Annotated in this window: 17 protein-coding genes; 9 read left to right on the forward strand and 8 right to left on the reverse strand. The window is 68.6% G+C overall.

The annotated features are described in order from the left end of the window. Positions 1-25 precede the first annotated feature (25 nt). Both ACSQ89_RS00340 and ACSQ89_RS00345 read left to right on the forward strand, forming a co-directional pair. A complete protein-coding gene (locus ACSQ89_RS00340) occupies positions 26-1003 on the forward strand; it encodes a Bug family tripartite tricarboxylate transporter substrate binding protein (protein ID WP_436294788.1) in 978 nt (325 codons plus the stop codon). After that, a complete protein-coding gene (locus ACSQ89_RS00345) occupies positions 1000-3291 on the forward strand; it encodes a N,N-dimethylformamidase beta subunit family domain-containing protein (protein WP_436294787.1) in 2292 nt (763 codons plus the stop codon). The genes ACSQ89_RS00340 and ACSQ89_RS00345 overlap by 4 nt, the downstream gene beginning before the upstream one ends. A gap of 3 nt (positions 3292-3294) precedes the next feature. Here ACSQ89_RS00345 and ACSQ89_RS00350 read toward each other — a convergent pair whose 3' ends face one another. Together ACSQ89_RS00350 and ACSQ89_RS00355 are read right to left on the reverse strand one after the other, a co-directional pair. After that, entirely contained in the window at positions 3295-4266 is a 972-nt protein-coding gene (locus ACSQ89_RS00350; protein ID WP_436294786.1) for a threo-3-hydroxy-L-aspartate ammonia-lyase, read from the reverse strand. 44 nt (positions 4267-4310) lie between these two features. Beyond that, positions 4311-4631 (reverse strand): winged helix-turn-helix transcriptional regulator, encoded by a 321-nt coding sequence (locus ACSQ89_RS00355; protein WP_093106897.1) that lies wholly within the window; start codon positions 4629-4631, stop codon positions 4311-4313. 102 nt (positions 4632-4733) lie between these two features. On the opposite strand from ACSQ89_RS00355, the gene ACSQ89_RS00360 reads away from it, so the two are divergent. Continuing rightward, on the forward strand, positions 4734-5309 hold the full coding sequence (locus ACSQ89_RS00360; protein ID WP_436294785.1) for a carboxymuconolactone decarboxylase family protein: 576 nt from the start codon (positions 4734-4736) through the stop codon (positions 5307-5309). A 43-nt stretch (positions 5310-5352) separates the two neighbouring features. On the opposite strand, the gene ACSQ89_RS00365 is transcribed toward ACSQ89_RS00360, so the two are convergent. The 3 genes from ACSQ89_RS00365 to ACSQ89_RS00375 are packed head-to-tail and all read right to left on the reverse strand — an operon-like array spanning position 5353 to position 8800. Then, on the reverse strand, positions 5353-7740 hold the full coding sequence (locus ACSQ89_RS00365; RefSeq protein WP_436294784.1) for an ATP-binding cassette domain-containing protein: 2388 nt from the start codon (positions 7738-7740) through the stop codon (positions 5353-5355). Positions 7741-7781: 41 nt separating this feature from the next. Then, complete coding sequence (locus ACSQ89_RS00370) at positions 7782-8192, reverse strand: VOC family protein (protein WP_436294783.1); 411 nt, start codon at positions 8190-8192, stop codon at positions 7782-7784. A gap of 5 nt (positions 8193-8197) precedes the next feature. Then, positions 8198-8800 (reverse strand): helix-turn-helix transcriptional regulator, encoded by a 603-nt coding sequence (locus tag ACSQ89_RS00375; RefSeq protein ID WP_436294782.1) that lies wholly within the window; start codon positions 8798-8800, stop codon positions 8198-8200. 21 nt (positions 8801-8821) lie between these two features. Here ACSQ89_RS00375 and ACSQ89_RS00380 point away from each other — a divergent pair, with 21 nt between their 5' ends. The 5 genes from ACSQ89_RS00380 (at position 8822) to ACSQ89_RS00400 (ending at position 12127) form a co-directional block, all read left to right on the forward strand. Next, positions 8822-9346 (forward strand): antitoxin Xre/MbcA/ParS toxin-binding domain-containing protein, encoded by a 525-nt coding sequence (locus ACSQ89_RS00380; protein WP_093106887.1) that lies wholly within the window; start codon positions 8822-8824, stop codon positions 9344-9346. Further along, a complete protein-coding gene (locus ACSQ89_RS00385; protein WP_436294781.1) occupies positions 9343-9816 on the forward strand; it encodes an RES family NAD+ phosphorylase in 474 nt (157 codons plus the stop codon). Before ACSQ89_RS00380 ends, ACSQ89_RS00385 begins: the two co-directional genes overlap by 4 nt. A gap of 124 nt (positions 9817-9940) precedes the next feature. Next, positions 9941-10693, forward strand: coding sequence for a hypothetical protein (locus tag ACSQ89_RS00390; RefSeq protein ID WP_436294780.1), 753 nt, complete (start codon positions 9941-9943; stop codon positions 10691-10693). Between the two features lie 44 nt (positions 10694-10737). Further along, the gene (locus ACSQ89_RS00395; RefSeq protein ID WP_170855591.1) at positions 10738-11202 is read left to right on the forward strand and encodes a DUF4259 domain-containing protein; all 465 of its coding nucleotides are present in this window, start codon (positions 10738-10740) and stop codon (positions 11200-11202) included. A 322-nt stretch (positions 11203-11524) separates the two neighbouring features. Next, a complete protein-coding gene (locus tag ACSQ89_RS00400) occupies positions 11525-12127 on the forward strand; it encodes a hypothetical protein (RefSeq protein WP_436296052.1) in 603 nt (200 codons plus the stop codon). A gap of 15 nt (positions 12128-12142) precedes the next feature. On the opposite strand, the gene ACSQ89_RS00405 is transcribed toward ACSQ89_RS00400, so the two are convergent. Next, positions 12143-12535: a DUF1801 domain-containing protein gene (locus tag ACSQ89_RS00405; RefSeq protein WP_436294776.1), complete on the reverse strand. Its 393-nt coding sequence runs from the start codon at positions 12533-12535 to the stop codon at positions 12143-12145. 158 nt (positions 12536-12693) lie between these two features. Between ACSQ89_RS00405 and ACSQ89_RS00410 the strand changes: the two genes are divergently transcribed. Continuing rightward, the gene (locus ACSQ89_RS00410) at positions 12694-12834 is read left to right on the forward strand and encodes a hypothetical protein (protein ID WP_436294775.1); all 141 of its coding nucleotides are present in this window, start codon (positions 12694-12696) and stop codon (positions 12832-12834) included. A 13-nt stretch (positions 12835-12847) separates the two neighbouring features. Here ACSQ89_RS00410 and ACSQ89_RS00415 read toward each other — a convergent pair whose 3' ends face one another. Together ACSQ89_RS00415 and ACSQ89_RS00420 are read right to left on the reverse strand one after the other, a co-directional pair. Beyond that, the gene (locus ACSQ89_RS00415; RefSeq protein WP_436294774.1) at positions 12848-14662 is read right to left on the reverse strand and encodes a feruloyl-CoA synthase; all 1815 of its coding nucleotides are present in this window, start codon (positions 14660-14662) and stop codon (positions 12848-12850) included. A gap of 24 nt (positions 14663-14686) precedes the next feature. Beyond that, positions 14687-15628, reverse strand: a complete 942-nt coding sequence (locus ACSQ89_RS00420; protein ID WP_436296610.1) for a 3-hydroxyacyl-CoA dehydrogenase NAD-binding domain-containing protein — start codon at positions 15626-15628, stop codon at positions 14687-14689. Positions 15629-15634 lie beyond the last annotated feature (6 nt).

A 15634-nucleotide genomic window follows, 5' to 3' on the forward strand; every position in this document is an offset into this window, starting at 1 on the left:
CCTATTCATTTCTGAAAGGTCCCCGATGAAGCTCCCCGTTCTCCTGAAGACCGCGCTCGCCTGCGCGACCCTCGCATTCGCCGCTGCCGCTTCGGCGCAGATCGCCGCCGGCAAGGGCCCCGTGAAACTCATCGTCGGTTACCCGGCCGGCGGCTCGGCCGACGTGCAGGCACGCACGCTGGCCGACAAGCTCGCGGCCGAGCTCGGCACCACGGTGGTCGTCGACAACCGCACCGGCGCCGGCGGACAGATCGCGGCCGACTATGTGCGCGCCGCGCCGCCCGACGGCCTCACGGTGCTGCTGGCCAACATGCACATGATGGTGATGCTGCCGCTGACCTCGAAGTCGGTGCGCTACGACCCGGTGAAGGACTTTCAGGCCGTGGGCCGCATCGTGAGCTTCTACGAAGGCATTGCCGTGCCCGCCGCGCTGCCGGCGCAGAACGTGCAGCAGTGGCTGGACCTCGCGCGCGCCGATCCGTCGAAGGCGAGCTACGGCGTTCCCGCGCCCGGCAGCGTCGCGCAGTTCATGGGCTTCCGCCTCGGCAGCGAGGCCAAGGCCAACCTGGTGGCCGCGCCCTACCGCGGCGCGGCGCCGCTGGTGCAGGACCTGCTGGGCAACCAGATCGCGGCCGGCATCATCCCGATCGCCGACCTGGTCGCGCACCAGCAAAGCGGCAAGCTCAAGGTGCTGGCCGTCAACGGCGCGAAGCGCGCGGCGCTCCTGCCCGATGTGCCGACGCTCAAGGAACTGGGCCAGCCGCACTTCGACAACCTCGAATGGACCGGTCTCTTCGTGCCCGCCGGCACGCCGCGGCCCATCGTCGAGCAGCTGCACGCGGCGCTCGGCAAGGCGCTCGCCAACAAGGAAGTGCAGGAGCGCTTGCAGAAGCTCAGCAGCGATCCGAGTCCGAGCACGCCCGAGGAATTGACCAAGCTCATTGCCGACGATCTCAAGCGTTGGGGGCCAGTGGTCAAGGCTTCCGGTTTCACGTCCGAATGACGACGCCACCGATCCCTCCGCACAAGTCCCTGAATCTTCCCGGTGTTCACGGCTACGCCGACCGCAAGAGCGTGGCCGCCGGCGAATGCGTGCGCTTTCACGTCAGCAGCGACCGCGGCTACCAGCTCTCGGTCTGCCAGCTCGGCAGCGATGTGGAAGGGCGCAGCGACGATGTCGTGCTGCACGCCTTCGCGCCGTCGCCCGCGCGCGTGCAGGCCATCCACCCGGGCTCCTATGTCTTCGTCGAGAAGGGGCTGGATGCGGCGCTGCCGCTCCACGGCCTGACGCTGGAATGCTGGGTCAAGCCCTGGAGCATCGCCACGCGCCAGACCCTTATCGGCCAATACGACTTTCCCGCCCACTGCGGCTGGGGCCTGTTCATCGAGGAGGGTGGGGCGCTCGCCTTCTACCTCGGCGATGGCCGGGGCTTCCGCGCCGAGGCGCAGCGGGCGCACGGCCGGCTCGTCGAGCGGCGCTGGCAGCATGTGGCCGCCACGTGGAACGGCCGCGTCGCGGCGCTGTGGATCGATGGTCAACAGGTCGGGCAATGGGATGCGGGGCAGGAAGTCCGGCCCGGTCCCGCGCCGCTGCGAATGGGCGCGAGCGGCGTCGACGGTCTGGCCGACGTCTTTCTCGAGGCCGATCTCGTCATGCCGGTCCTCTACGGTCGCGCGCTGGTACCTGAAGAGATTGCCGAGCGCCACGCGCAGCGCGGCCTCGCGATCGCCTCCGGCCGCTCGGTGCTCGCCTGCTGGCCGCTGCGCGAGGAGCGCGGCGCGCAGGTGGCCGACGCAAGCGGCCATCAGCGCACCGGCCGCATCGTCAACCACGGCACCTGGATGATCGTCGGCCCCGCCTTCGAGCCTGCGAAGGTCGCACCCAGCGAAGACGCCGAATCAGGCTACGACCCCTTCGCCGATCCGACGCGCGGCCACGGCCTGCGCTTCGCGAGCGACGATCTCTACGACTGCCGATGGGAGGCGACGCACGAGTTCCGCATCCCCGAAGATGCGAAGTCCGGCGTCTACGTCGGCCGCATCCGCTTCGAGCAGGGCGGCCGCGAAGCCGACTACGACATCACTTTCATCGTCCGGAAGCCGGCGCATGCAGCGCCGGCGCCGATCCTCGTGCTGTGCGCCGTCAACAGCTGGCTGGCCTATGCGAGCACGCCCTTCGCGAAGAACGTGGTCGACGATCCTGTGTGGCCGCGCCGTGCGGCCGGCCTGGAGAACTGCCATCCGGAAGCGCCGGCCTACAGCAGCTACACCTACCACCGCGCCGGCCAGCCCTGCTACCAGGTCGGCCTGCGCATGCCCTGGCCCAACGCCAGCCCCAGTGCGCTCTACGATCCGGCCGGCAGCGGCTTCAGCCAGTGGACGCGGCTGGAGCGCCGCCTGCACGTCTGGCTCGCGCGCGAGGGCTACGACTTCGACGTGATCGGCGACATCGACCTGCATCGCGATCCCGCGATCCTCTCGCGCTACCAGACCGTGTTCGTCAACGGCCACAGCGAATACTGGTCGCTGCCCGGCGTCGAGGGTCTCGACGACTACCTCCGCCGCGGCGGCAGCGCGATCGTGCTGTCGGGCAACACCATGTACTTGCGCGTGAGTTACGACGAGGACTTCAGCGTGATGGAGCAACGCAAGGTCAACGGCCCCCATCACGACGAAACCGTGCCGCCGGTGGGCCCGCCCGCCGGGCCCTTCGGCGAGCAGTACCACAGCCAGGACTGGGCGCGTGGCGGCCGCCTCAAGGCCTCGGGCCGGCCGGCGGCCGACATCATCGGCCTGGAGACCGCGGGCTGGGCCTTTGCCGACGGCGAGGACTTCGGCGTCTACCACGTGGAACAGCCGGCGCACGCGTTGTTCAACGAGCCGCATCCGCTGGGCTTGGCGAAAGGCCAGACCTTCGGCCATGCGCCGGGCGGTGGCTTGCCGCGCGCGATCGGCCATGAGTGGGACCTGACGATCGCCACGCTCGCACGCATGACGAAGCACACGCCGCCGGGTGCTGCGCTGCCGGCGCCGCAGGAAGGCATCGAGGTCATCGCCAACGGCATCCGGCGCGTGCCCGGCAAGCTCGACGCCTACCTCGACTACCACTCGAATCTCACCGAGTCGATCGGCGGACTCTCGGCCGAGATGATCTACTGGGAACGGCCGCAAGGCGGGCGCGTGTTTCACGCCGGCGCGGTCGGCGCGGCCTGGGTGATCGGCAGCGACCCGAACTTCGGCAAGCTGCTCAAGAACGTGCTGTACCGCTTCGGCGTGCAGCCGCGGGCCTGAGGCTCAGCCTGCGAGCAGGGCGCCGAAGCGTTCCACGTCGACATTGCCGCCGCTCACCAGCACGCCGATGCGTTTGCCGCGCAGCTGCGCCTTCATCTCGCGTGCGGCCGCAAAGCCCAGGCAGCCGGTGGGCTCCACCACCAGCTTCATGCGCGAGGCGAAAAAACGCATGGCCTCGACCAGCTGCGCGTCGCTCGCGGTGAGCACGTCGTCGACATCGCGGCGGATGATGGGGAAGGTGTGTTGGCCAAGGTGCTGCGTCTGCGCGCCGTCCGCGATGGTCTTGGGCGTGTCGATGTGGACGATCTCGCCGCTGCGAAACGACTGCTGCCCGTCGTTGCCCGCTTCCGGCTCCACGCCGTAGACCTTGCACTGCGGCGAAAGCGCGCGCGTCGAGAGCGCCGAGCCCGAGATCAGGCCGCCGCCGCCCATGGGAGCGAAGAAGGCATCGAGCGGCCCCACCTCCTCGAACAGTTCTTTCGCCGCCGTGCCCTGGCCCGCGATCACGTCCGGATGGTCGTAGGGCGGGATCAGCGTCAGGCCGTGCTTCTCGGCGAGCTCGCGGCCGATCTGTTCGCGGTCGTCCCTGTAGCGGTCGTAGATCACGACCTGGCCGCCGTAGCCCTTGGTGGCCGCCACCTTGGCCGCCGGCGCATCGTGCGGCATCACGATGGTGGCGGGCATGCCGAGGATGCGTGCCGCGAGCGCGATGGCCTGCGCATGGTTGCCCGAAGAGAAGGCCACCACGCCGGCGCGGCGCTGGCGCTCGTCGAACTTCGACAAGGCATTGAAGGCGCCACGGAACTTGAAGGCGCCCATGCGCTGCAGGTTCTCGCACTTGAAGAAAACCTCGGCGCCCAGCTCTTCGTCGGCCGTGCGCGAGCGCAGGACAGGCGTGCGATGGGCATGGCCTTCGATGCGCGCGGCAGCGGCGGCGACGTCTTCGAAGGTGGGCAGTTGCAGGGTCTCAGGCATGGCGTTCCTCGGCATGGACAGATTATCTATATCTGGACAAATTATCAAAGCTCCTCGAACCAGCGGTCCGCCCACTGGTTGAGCGGCTTCAGGCGCTTCACGAGTTCGACGCCCGATTCGGTGAGCGCATAGCCGAGCTCGGCCAACTCGACGATGTTCAGCGCGCGCAGTTCCTTGATGCGGTCGTTGAGGACCGAGGGCGACATCTCGCCCGCATTCGTCTGCAGCAGCCTGAAGCTCTGCGGCGCGCCGTCGCGCAGCTCCCACAGGATGCGCAATGTGCCCTTGCGGCCGAGCTGCTCGAGCAGGGCCATGATCGGTCGCCGGGCCGTGACGGGGAGGGCATCGGAAGTCTTGGCGTTCATGCTGCAAAGGTGATTGCGCTACGGAATCCGTAGCGATAGACTGCATTTTGCTGCTACGAATTCCGTAGCGAAATGCAGCCATTCTAGCCAGAGGAATTGCCGATGACGACCCCGTCCGAACCACGCATCGCACCGCTTGCGCCGCCCTATCCGGAAGAGCTCGGTGCGCTGCTGAAAAAGATGACGCCGCCCGATGCGCCAAAGATCCTGGCGCTCTTCCGGGTACTGGCGATCAATCCGGCGCTGGCCGATCGATCGATGCCATGGGGCGGCTACCTGCTGGGCCGCAAGGCAAGCCTTCCGCTGCGCGATCGGGAGATCGTCATCCTGCGCGTGTGTGCGCGCTGCGGCGCGGAGTACGAGTGGGGCGTGCATTGGGCGGCGTTCGCCCAGGCTGCGGGACTGGGCGAACGTGAGCGCGAGGCCATCGTCTCGGCCGTCGCCGACCTCGAAGTGCTTGCACTGCGTGATCGGCTGCTGTTGCAGATGGTGGACGCGCTGCACGACAAGGCCGATGTCGACGACGCGCTCTGGCAATCGTTGTCGGCGCACTGGACGCCGCCGCAGCTGATCGAGCTGCTGATGCTCGCCGGCTGGTACCACGCGATCAGCTATGTCTGCAACGCGGCGCGGGTGCCGCTGGAGACATGGGCGGCGCGGTGGGGTCAAGCCCGTTGACGCGGTGCATCTGAGGTGACCCCAACGCTTGCGCAGCAGGGGGTCAGGTGCCGACGTAGGCCGCGAGGTGCTCGCCGGTGAGGGTGGAGCGGGCGGCGACGAGGTCGGCGGGTGTGCCCTCGAAGACGATCCGGCCGCCGTCGTGGCCGGCGCCGGGGCCGAGGTCGACGATCCAGTCGGCGTGCGCCATGACCGCCTGGTGGTGCTCGATGACGATGACCGACTTGCCGGCGTCGACGAGCCGGTCGAGCAGGCCGAGCAGCTGCTCGACGTCGGCGAGATGGAGGCCGCTGGTCGGCTCGTCGAGGACGTAGACGCCGCCCTTCTCGGCCATGTGGGTGGCCAGCTTGAGCCGCTGCCGCTCGCCGCCGGACAGCGTGGTGAGCGGCTGGCCGAGGCTGAGGTAGCTCAAGCCCACATCGGCGAGCCGCTCGAGGATGGCGTGCGCGGCCGGCGTGTGCGCCTTGCCGGCGCCGAAGAACTCCCCGGCCTCGGACACCGACATCGCGAGCACCTCGCTGATGTCGCGGCCGCCGAAGCGGTACTCCAGGACCGACGCCTGGAATCGCTTGCCCTCGCAGTCCTCGCAGGTCGTGGCGACGCCGGCCATCGTCGCCAGGTCGGTGTAGATGACGCCGGCGCCGTTGCAAGTGGGGCAGGCGCCCTCGGAGTTGGCGCTGAACAGCGCCGGCTTCACGCCGTTGGCCTTTGCGAACGCCTTGCGGATCGGCTCGAGCAGATCGGTGTAGGTCGCCGGGTTGCTCCGTCGCGAGCCGCGGATCGCGCCCTGGTCGACCGACACCACACCCTCGCCGGCGCGGATCGATCCGTGCACGAGCGAGCTCTTGCCGGAGCCCGCCACGCCGGTGATCACGCAAAGCACGCCGAGCGGGATGTCGACGTCGACGTCCTTCAGGTTGTGAGTGCTCGCGCCGCGGATCGGAAGCTGGCCCGTCGGCGTTCGTACCGTCTCCTTGAGGGCGGCCCGGTCGTCGAAGTGGCGCCCGGTGAGGGTGCCGCTGGCCCGCAGCCCCTCGACGGTTCCCTCGTAGCAGACGGTGCCGCCCGCCGTACCGGCGCCCGGGCCCAGGTCGACGACGTGGTCGGCGATCGCGATCGCCTCCGGCTTGTGCTCGACGACGAGCACCGTGTTGCCCTTGTCCCGCAGCTGCAGCAACAGCTCGTTCATCCGCTGGATGTCGTGGGGGTGCAGGCCGATGGTGGGCTCGTCGAAGACGTAGGTGACGTCGGTGAGCGAGGAGCCGAGGTGGCGGATCATCTTGGTGCGCTGTGCCTCGCCGCCCGACAGCGTGCCCGACGGCCGGTCGAGCGAGAGGTAGCCCAGCCCGATCTCCACGAACGAGTCGAGGGTATGCAGCAGCTTGGCGAGCAACGGCGCGACCGACGGCTCTTCGAGGCCACGGACAAAATCGGCCAGGTCGCTGATCTGCATCGCGCAGGCGTCGGCGATGTTGATCTTCCTGATCCTGGAGGACCGGGCGGCCTCGCTGAGCCGGGTGCCGCCGCAGTCGGGGCAGGTGTCGAACGTCATCGCCCGATCCACGAAGGCGCGGATATGCGGCTGCAGCGCGTCGAGGTCCTTGGACAGGAACGATTTCTGGATCTGCGGGATCAGCCCCGCGTACGTCAGGTTGATGCCATCGACCTTGATCTTGGTCGGCTCCTTGTAAAGGAGATCCTGCAGCTCCTTCTTGGTGAACTTGCGGATCGGCTTGTCCGGGTCGAAGAAGCCGCAGCCGTTGAAGATGCGGCCATACCAGCCGTCCATGCTGTAGCCGGGAATCGTGATCGCGCCCGCGTTGATCGACTTGGCCTCGTCGTACAGCTGGGTGAGGTCGATATCGGAGACCTTGCCCATGCCCTCGCAGCGCGGGCACATACCGCCCGTGCGGCTGAAGCTCTGTTTCACCGTCTTGCTGGCACCGCGCTCGACGGTGATCACACCGGTCGCCCGGACCGAGGCGACGTTGAAGGAGAACGCGTTGGGTGAGCCGATGTGCGGCTTGCCGAGCCGGCTGAAGAGGATGCGCAGCATCGCGTTGGCGTCGGTGGCGGTGCCGACGGTAGAGCGGGCGTTGGCGCCCATCCGCTCCTGGTCGACGATGATCGCGGTCGTCAGGCCGTCGAGTACGTCGACCTCAGGCCGCGCCATCGTCGGCATGAAACCCTGCACGAAGGCGCTGTAGGTCTCGTTGATCAGCCGCTGCGATTCCGCGGCGATCGTGCCGAACACCAGCGAACTCTTGCCGGAGCCGGAGACGCCGGTGAACACCGTCAGCCGGCGCTTAGGGAGCTCGACGCTGATGTCCTTGAGGTTGTTCACGCGCGCGCCCTGCACGCGGATCAGACCGTGGCGGTCGGCAACGTGCAGCGCAGGCGACTGCGTGTCCTTCCTCGTCGCCTTGCTCATCGTGTCTCCATCTGTTGGGCGGGGCCGCATTGCCGGACCGCTCAGCGCACTTCGTTGATCCGGATGTGGTTGCCTGCGGGATCGCGGAAGGCACAGTCGCGCACGCCGTACGGCTGCTCGGTGGGCTCCTGGATGAGCTCGGCGCCGCTCGCCTGCAGGCGAGCGAAGGTGCCGTCGAGGTCGGCGGTGGCCAGGATGATGATGGCGTAGGTTCCCTTGGCCATCATCTCGGCGATGGTGCGGCGCTCGTCGTCGGTGACGCCGGGGGTGGCGGCCGGCGGGTGCAGGACGATGGACGTGCCAGGCTGGTCGGCGGGGCCGACCGTGATCCAGCGCATCCCGTTGTATCCGACGTCGTTGCGGACCTCGAAGCCGAGGATGTCGCGGAAGAAGGCCAGGGAGGCGTCCGGGTCGTTGTGCGGGAGGAAGCTCGAGTGAATGGTGATGTCCATGGCGGTCAGTCTGGTTGCGGTGGCGGCCAGTCTAGTTGCGGCTCGGTGATCGGCGCTTCTCGATTCCTGATCGGTCTGGTGACTTGTTTCGCCACGCACGACGGGATCCCCGCGGTCGCGCGCGCTCCCTGGCGCCGATACGTGCTGGGCGGCATGCCGACCAGCTCGGTGAAGCGAGTGCTGAAGGTGCCCAGCGACGAGCAGCCGACCTCGAAACAGACCTCTGTGACGCTGAGATCGCCACGACGCAGCAGCGCCATCGCGCGCTCGATGCGCCGCGTCATCAGATAGGCGTACGGCGGCTCGCCGTAGGCGAGCCGGAACTGGCGGCTGAGGTGTCCGGCCGACATGTTCACGCCACGGGCGAGCGCCTCGACGTCCAGCGGCTGCGCGTACTCCCGGTCGATCCGGTCGCGAACGCGGCGTAGCCTCGCGAGGTCGCGCAGGTGCTGCGCTGCGGCGGGTCTGCTGGTCATCTGCGCGATCGTGTCACGCCGCACCGGCGTGCTCAAGCCCGTTGACGTGGTGTATCCGAGGTGGGCGACGAGGTCGCGGAAGGTGAGGGGGTTGCCTGTGTCGTCTAGAATGAGACTAAAATTCGTCTTCATATAGACATACCGAGGCCAGCCATGTTGTCGTCACAGACCAGAACCGGTTCCGCCCCCAAGCCGCGTCGCGGCACCCAGGCCGTCATCGTCTATCAGCGGAACAAAGGTGTCGACGCCTACGTGCGCGCGGTGTCCGGCGCCACGCCGATGGAAATCGTGGCGATCGAACGCCAGGGTGTGCAGGGAATCTTCATCAAGGATCTGTCCAAGAGGATGGACCTTGCGACTTCGCGCTTCTTCGCCATCCTCGGCGTGCCGAAGGCCACGGCCGAGAAGAAGGCTGCTGCGGGCGAGCTGGTCTCCGGCAGCGGCGGCCAAGCCGCGATCGGCATGATCAAGCTCCTCGGAATCGCACAGGACATCGTCGAGAACAGCAAGGCGCCCGAGGCGAAGGGCTTCGATGCCGCGAAATGGCTCGGCCAATGGATCGAGCGGCCCCAGCCCTCTCTCGGCGGCCGCAAACCCGCGGATCTGATCGACACGCCGACGGGCGTGGAGGTCGTCGCCCGTCTGCTGGGCTCCATCGAGAGCGGCGCCTACCAGTGAAGCTGTGGCGAATCGCGGCCGATACTCGAAAGTACCGCGCCGATGATCTCAGCGGCGGCGGCGCGGCCAAGCATCCCGGCCGATGGAACGACACTGGCGAGCCGGTCGTCTACGCGGCGCCGTCCGTCTCCATCGCGGTGCTCGAGACCGCTGCGCACATCGACAACACCGGCCTTCCGCTGAACCGATATCTGCTCGAGCTGGATGTACCGGATGACACGTGGGAGTCGCGCGAAGAACTCGACGTGGCGTCCCTGCCTGCGACCTGGTCGGCGATCCCCGCGGGTCATGCCAGCGTGAGGATCGGCTCCGCGTGGCTTGCCTCGCTGCGAACGCCGATTCTGCTGGTGCCTTCGGTGGTGGTTCCAGAGGAACGAGCGGCCCTGATCAATCCTCTCCATCCGCAGTCGAAGCGGATCGCGCCGCGAATCGTTCGCCTGTTCGAATACGACCGGCTCTTCAGGTCATGAGCTTGGCGCGATTCGCTTGGCGGATTCGGGCATGAAGCTGGAGTGAACGCTACCCGCACACCCCGCTCGCATTTTTTCTTGGCGTCGCCCTGTTCGCCGGCCCCCGGTCTGCCGATATACCGGCATGACCCCATCGAAGACGCCGGCCGCGGGCGAGCCGAACTACAAGATCCAGCAGCGCGAAGGCTGCAGGATCGTGTACGGCCACATGCCGCTGCGCGACTGGCTGCTTCTCTTGAAGGAGGCGAGCGACATCGACGTGCTGCATGCCGACGTCGCGCGCATGCTGGGCGCCACTGCCGTCCTCGGGCCGCCGCAAGGGCTGGCGCGCATCCGCGAGCAGGAAGCGCCCGCCGCCATGGGACGCGTGCGCGCGCAGCTGGGCCGTGCTGCGCGCCGGCTCGAGCCGGATGCCGTGCGCTGGCTCGCGGCCGGTGAACAGGGGCTTTCGAGCCTGGCGCTCTTCACGCTCTTGACCGGCGTTCGCCCGCCGCACTACGGCGGCGCCGCGCTCGACCTGCCGCGCAGCGCGAGCGAGTTCCGCCGCTGCCGCCTGCTGGTGGAGCAGACCCCCTCGCTGCGGCGCACGCTCCTGCTGCTGGCGGGCCGCGTCAGCGAACCTGCGGTCGTGCCCTGGGCCGCGCTGGCCGAGGCCTGGAACGATCTCTGCGTCCAGATGGACCACGAGCTGCCGCACTGGCGCGACGGCACCGGCCGCGCGCCGGGCGTCAATGCGATGCTGGCCTGCTTCCTCGAAGTCGAGACCGACCTGGCCGTGCTTCAGTCCAGCCGGATGACCACCGCATCGCTGGCGTTGCCGGACAGCTTTTCGAGTCCCGCCGCGCGCCGCGCCGGCAGCGCGCACTGGTTGATGTAGCCTTGTCGCCGGCAGCCATGGCGGCTGCGATGAGGTGGGCCACGGTGAGCCGGCCGAAGCATCTTTTGATTGTTGCTGCACTCGCACTTTCGATGAACCTGGCGGCGCACGCCGGGGCGTGGGGCGACGGCGCTTTCGACAACGACGCCGCGCAGGACTGGCTGGCCGAATGCGAGCGCAGGGCGGATCCGGCCTTTGTGTCCCAGGCTCTCGACATGGCGCAGATGGCAAGCCACATCGATGCGGACGACGGGGCCGCCGCGGTCGCTGCCGCCGAACTGATCGCCGGCGCCATCGGCAAGGGCGCCGCGGCATCGAAAACGCGAGCGGTGGAGTGCCTGGCCGGCAGACGAACAGAAGAACTGCATGCGCTCGCGACGCGCGCCAGGCTGGCCCTGGCCCGCGTCGCGGACCGCAATGTCTCCGAGCTCGCCCAACAATGGGAAGAAGAAAAGCCGAACCGGTGGGCTTCCAACCTGACACGGCTTGCGGCGCGTCTGCAGCGCTAGAAGGGCCTGTTAGCAGGCCCTGGGCGTCTTAACGCCCGGTTACCACCGGGACAAGCACATCAGGCGATGTCCGACAGAAAAATGCGCAAGCTCGGATGTGATGCCGTCTCATGGCTTTTGGTGCTGGAAGGAACTGATGTCAGAGGGTTTCAATTCAAGGTCTGCGCGGACGACGGAGGTGTCGATCGGCGCCCAGTTGGACGCCACCCGCAACGCGGCGAGCGCAAGAGAAGAGGCGCAGGCCGCCATCGTTCGCTCGTTCGGAAGCTTCATCCGGGGCGGCCCGGGTCCTACGGAAGAGCAGCTCAGGCAGTTCGCGAGATTGGCGGCCGACGAAGCGCGACGGCGCCGCCGGCTCGCCGACCGCCTGGCGGCGCGGCCGGCCGACAACGAACCGAAGACGCCGTCGCCCGTCGTGGTGGCGCGGCCGGCCGACAACGAACCGAAGACGCCGTCGCCCGTCGTGGTGGCGCGGCCATTGCGCGCCGTTGCCTTGCTGGCCATGTGGACCGTGGCGATCCCGCTCATCGTCGTCGCGGCCTTCGGCCCTCGCGACGGGTCCTTCTCTTCGGCAAGCGAAAAAATGCCGATGCATGCATCGCCGGATGCGCCGGCCGTCGCGCTGGCGCAAGCGCCGAAGGCGGACACCGAACCCCTTGCCGTCGTTGCGGAGCGCTCCCGTGCGGCGCCAGGCAAAACCCCGCGCAGGTCTTCATCGGCCCACGCCAGTGCAGCACCGCTGCTGGCCCGCGCCGGCGCCCGGGGTCCGTCGGCCAAGTGCACGGGCTTGAGTTTCGTGTTCCGCGCGGTCTGCATGAACTACGCGTGCGCGCAGCCATCCGCCCGCCGCAGCCTGCAGTGCGTCGAACCCCTACGCCAGCGCCGGCTCGACGAAGCGCGTCGCAATCCGCTGCTGCTGGGCTGAGCCTGCATCAGTCGTTCAGCTGCGCTTCGCTGCGAGAGTCGGATCACCAAGCGTTCGATTGAGGGCGACCGCCTTTCGCGTCAGGAGGCGCACTGTGGCGGGGTCGACGGTCATTCCCTCTCGCAGTTCCAGCGTGGCCATTTCGTACTTCCCTCCAGGCTTGAGCCCGGGTTCGATGGCGCGCAGCTGCTGCCCTCGCCAGAAGCCGAACAGTACCCGGGCTTCCTCCGCGCGAATGAGGAGCACGGGCCCGTTCGCGAGATAGACGAGGTGGCGCCATTTCACGACCTCCTCCATCGCCGACGCGGCGCGAACCGCCGCACGCAATTCCCCGACGCACGCCCGACGCCAGCCATCGAGGGCGGCCACATAGGCGTCGGGACTAGAAGCAGGCGTCGTCTTTTGCATTCTGGACAGGCTTGATCGGCGAAGCTTAAACGGGACCGGGGCGCCAAGCCGTCATTCGACAAGCTTCGGCGATCGCTGCGGAGTCGGAGTGCCTGCGGTATCGTGGGTGGGCCTCGCAGGCTGGTCATGGTCGCGAGGCTGTCTACCAAGGAGACGCAATGCGAGCCATCTTCGCGATCGCTGGTGTTCTCAACCTGGCAGGCTGCGCGGGCGCGGCCCATGCACCGCCTCCGACGGCCTGCGGCGCCGATCCCGCAGGGCAGGCCTGCGAGGTCGAGCGCTACATGAACGCTCCGTAGCCGCTTCTCGAGCTCAATCGTCCAGGCGCACCACTTCCGGGTAGGCTGCGCTGCCATGCAGCCGCTCGACCTCGGCCGCGCGCCGCGTCAGCACCGCGCGCTGGTTGATGTAGCCCTTGTCGGTGATCTCGCCGGCATCGATGTCGGGCGGGGTAGCGAGCACCAGTGCGCGCACCGGGCGTTGCGAGGAGCCTGCACCGGCGTCGCGCATGGCTGCCATCGTGCGGCGCAGCGCGGCCGCCAGCTCCTCGCGCGGCAGCGCGGCGCCCTGCGGGCTGGCGAACACCAGCATGCCAACCGCCTCGCGGTCGTGGCCGGTGATCACGACGTCCTGCACCAGCGGCGCAAGCCGCGAGACCAGCTCCACGCGCAGCGTGCCCACCGACACCCAGGTGGCGCTGGTGAGCTTGAAGTCCTCGGCCACGCGGCCGTTGAACATCACGCCGCACTCGGGCCGTGCTTTATCGACCAGGTAGCCCGCGTCGCCGATGCGGTAGTAGCCCTCCTCGTCGAAGGCCTGCGCGGTCTCGCGCGGCGCACCGCGATAGCCGGGAAACACCGAAACGCCCTTGACCCGCATCTCCAGCTTGTCGCCGTTGGGGACGAACTTCAGCTCCAGCCCCGGCAGCGGCGCGCCGATGCAGCCTGCGCCGTCGAGCTTCCAGTGCGCCGAGGTGATCGCGGGCGAGGTCTCGGTCGCGCCCCAGGAAGTGGTGAGCCACAGCGGCTGCGCGGGCCGTGCGCGCCGCGCCACCGCTTCGAGCCGCTGCCAGGTCGAGGGCGCGAGCGCCGCGGCGGCATAGAAGCACAGGCGCAGGCGCGAGAAGGCCTCGGCCGCGAGCGTGTCGTCCGCCTCGAGGAAGGGCAGCAGCATGTCGTAGCCGCGCGGCACGTTGAAGAGCAGCGTGGGCCGCACCTCGCGCAGGTTGCGCACCGTCTTCTCGATCAGCCCCGGCGCCGGCCGGCCCTCGTCGATGTAGAGCGCGCCGCCGTGGCTGAGGACGATGTTGAAGTTGTGGTTGGCGCCGAAAGTGTGGCTCCAGGGCAGCCAGTCCACCAGCACCGGCGGCTCCTGGTCGAGGAAGCGCCAGGTCTGCGCAATCATCTGCTGGTTGGCGCACAGCATGCGGTGCGTGTTGATTACCACCTTGGGCCGGCCGGTCGAGCCCGAGGTCAGCAGGTACTTGGCGTGGGTGTCGGGCAGGATGGCCTCGAAGGCCTGCATGACGGCCGGCGTTTCCTCGGTTTCGAGCAGCTGCGCGAAGCTGAGCGCGCCCGGGTGGGCGTCGGCGTTGCGGCTGAACACCGCCGGCGCATCGATGCGCGAGCCCGCCAGTGCGCTGCCGTAGACCTTGGCATCCGAGGCATAGATCAGCGCCGGCTCGAGCGCGCGCAGCATGCTGTGCAGCCGCGTCGGGTCCTTCGCCATGCGCGAATAGGCGCTGGAGAGCGAGCAGGCGGTGCGGCCGATGTGCATGGCGGCGAGCATCAGCACCGCATGGTCGATCGCGTTGTCGGAGAGGATCACCACCGGCTTGTCTGCGGGCACGCCCAGGTCCAGCAGGCCTTGCGCCACGGCGCCGACGGCGCGGCGCAGCGCACGGTAGTCGAGCCGGCGCCAGCCTTCGCCGCTTTCGTCGCGCTCGGCCAGCGCCAGCGCATCGGGCGTCTCGCGCGCCCAGCGCTCCAGCCACTCGCCGATGCAGCGCGCATAGGGCCTGAGCGCCACCGGCGAGCGCAGCGCGAAGGAGCCGTCGTCGAAGTCGATGCGCAGGGTGCGCGGCGGGGCGAGGTGGCGCTCGTCGTCGAAGAAGCCGGGGGCGGTCATCGCTTGTCTCCTGGAGGCGCTTGGTTATTCGAGTGTGCCGGACGCCGCTTTTGCGCGAATCAGGTTCAACAGCAGGATGTCGCGCGCGGCTTCGAGCTCACTGGTGTGGCGTTGGCCCAGCTCCGCGGCCACGCCTTCGGCCACCTGCTGCTTGAGCTCGGGTGTCATCGTGGGTGCACCCAGATCCTTCCACCAGTCCTCGATCGGCCCACCCAGGTGCGCGAGCACATGCGCGATGCCGCCGGCGCCACCGGAGAGATGCAGGTTCATGAACGGGCCCATCACGGCCCAGCGCAAACCGGGCCCGTGCGCGATGGCCGCATCGATGTCGGCCACCGAGGCCACGCCCTGGTCGACTAGGTGAAAGGCCTCGCGCCACAGCGCGGCCTGCAGCCGGTTCGCGATATGGCCCTTGACCTCGCGCTTCACGTGGATCGGGCGCTTGCCGATCGCGGCATAGAAGGCCATCGTGCGTTCGATGGTCGCGGGCGATGTGGCCGTGCCGCCGATCACCTCGACCAGCGGAATCAGGTGCGGCGGATTGAAGGGGTGGCCCAGTACCACGCGCGCGGGATGCGCGCAGCCGGATTGCATGCCGCTGATCGCGAGCCCCGAAGAGCTCGAAGCGAGGATCGCGTGCGGCTGCGCGGCCACGTCCATGCGGCGGAACAGATCGATCTTGAAGTCCAGGCGCTCGGGGCCGTTCTCCTGCACGAAGTCGGCGTCGCGCACCGCGTCTTCCAGCGTTGCATGGAAGCGCAGCCGCTCCATCGACGCACCTTCGGCCAGCCCGAAGCGCTGCAAGGTCGGCCAGTGCTGCGCCACGGCTTCGAATAGGCGCGCCTCGGCGCCCGGCGAAGGATCGGTGGCATCGACGTCGAGCCCGTGGGCGAGGAAGTAGGCCGTCCAGCTGGCGCCGATCACACCGGTGCCGACGACCGCGACGCGTGTGATGGCCGTGTCCATGTGCGC

Source organism: Variovorax sp. LjRoot175, assembly GCF_964253805.1.
Classification (GTDB): Bacteria; Pseudomonadota; Gammaproteobacteria; order Burkholderiales; family Burkholderiaceae_C; genus Variovorax.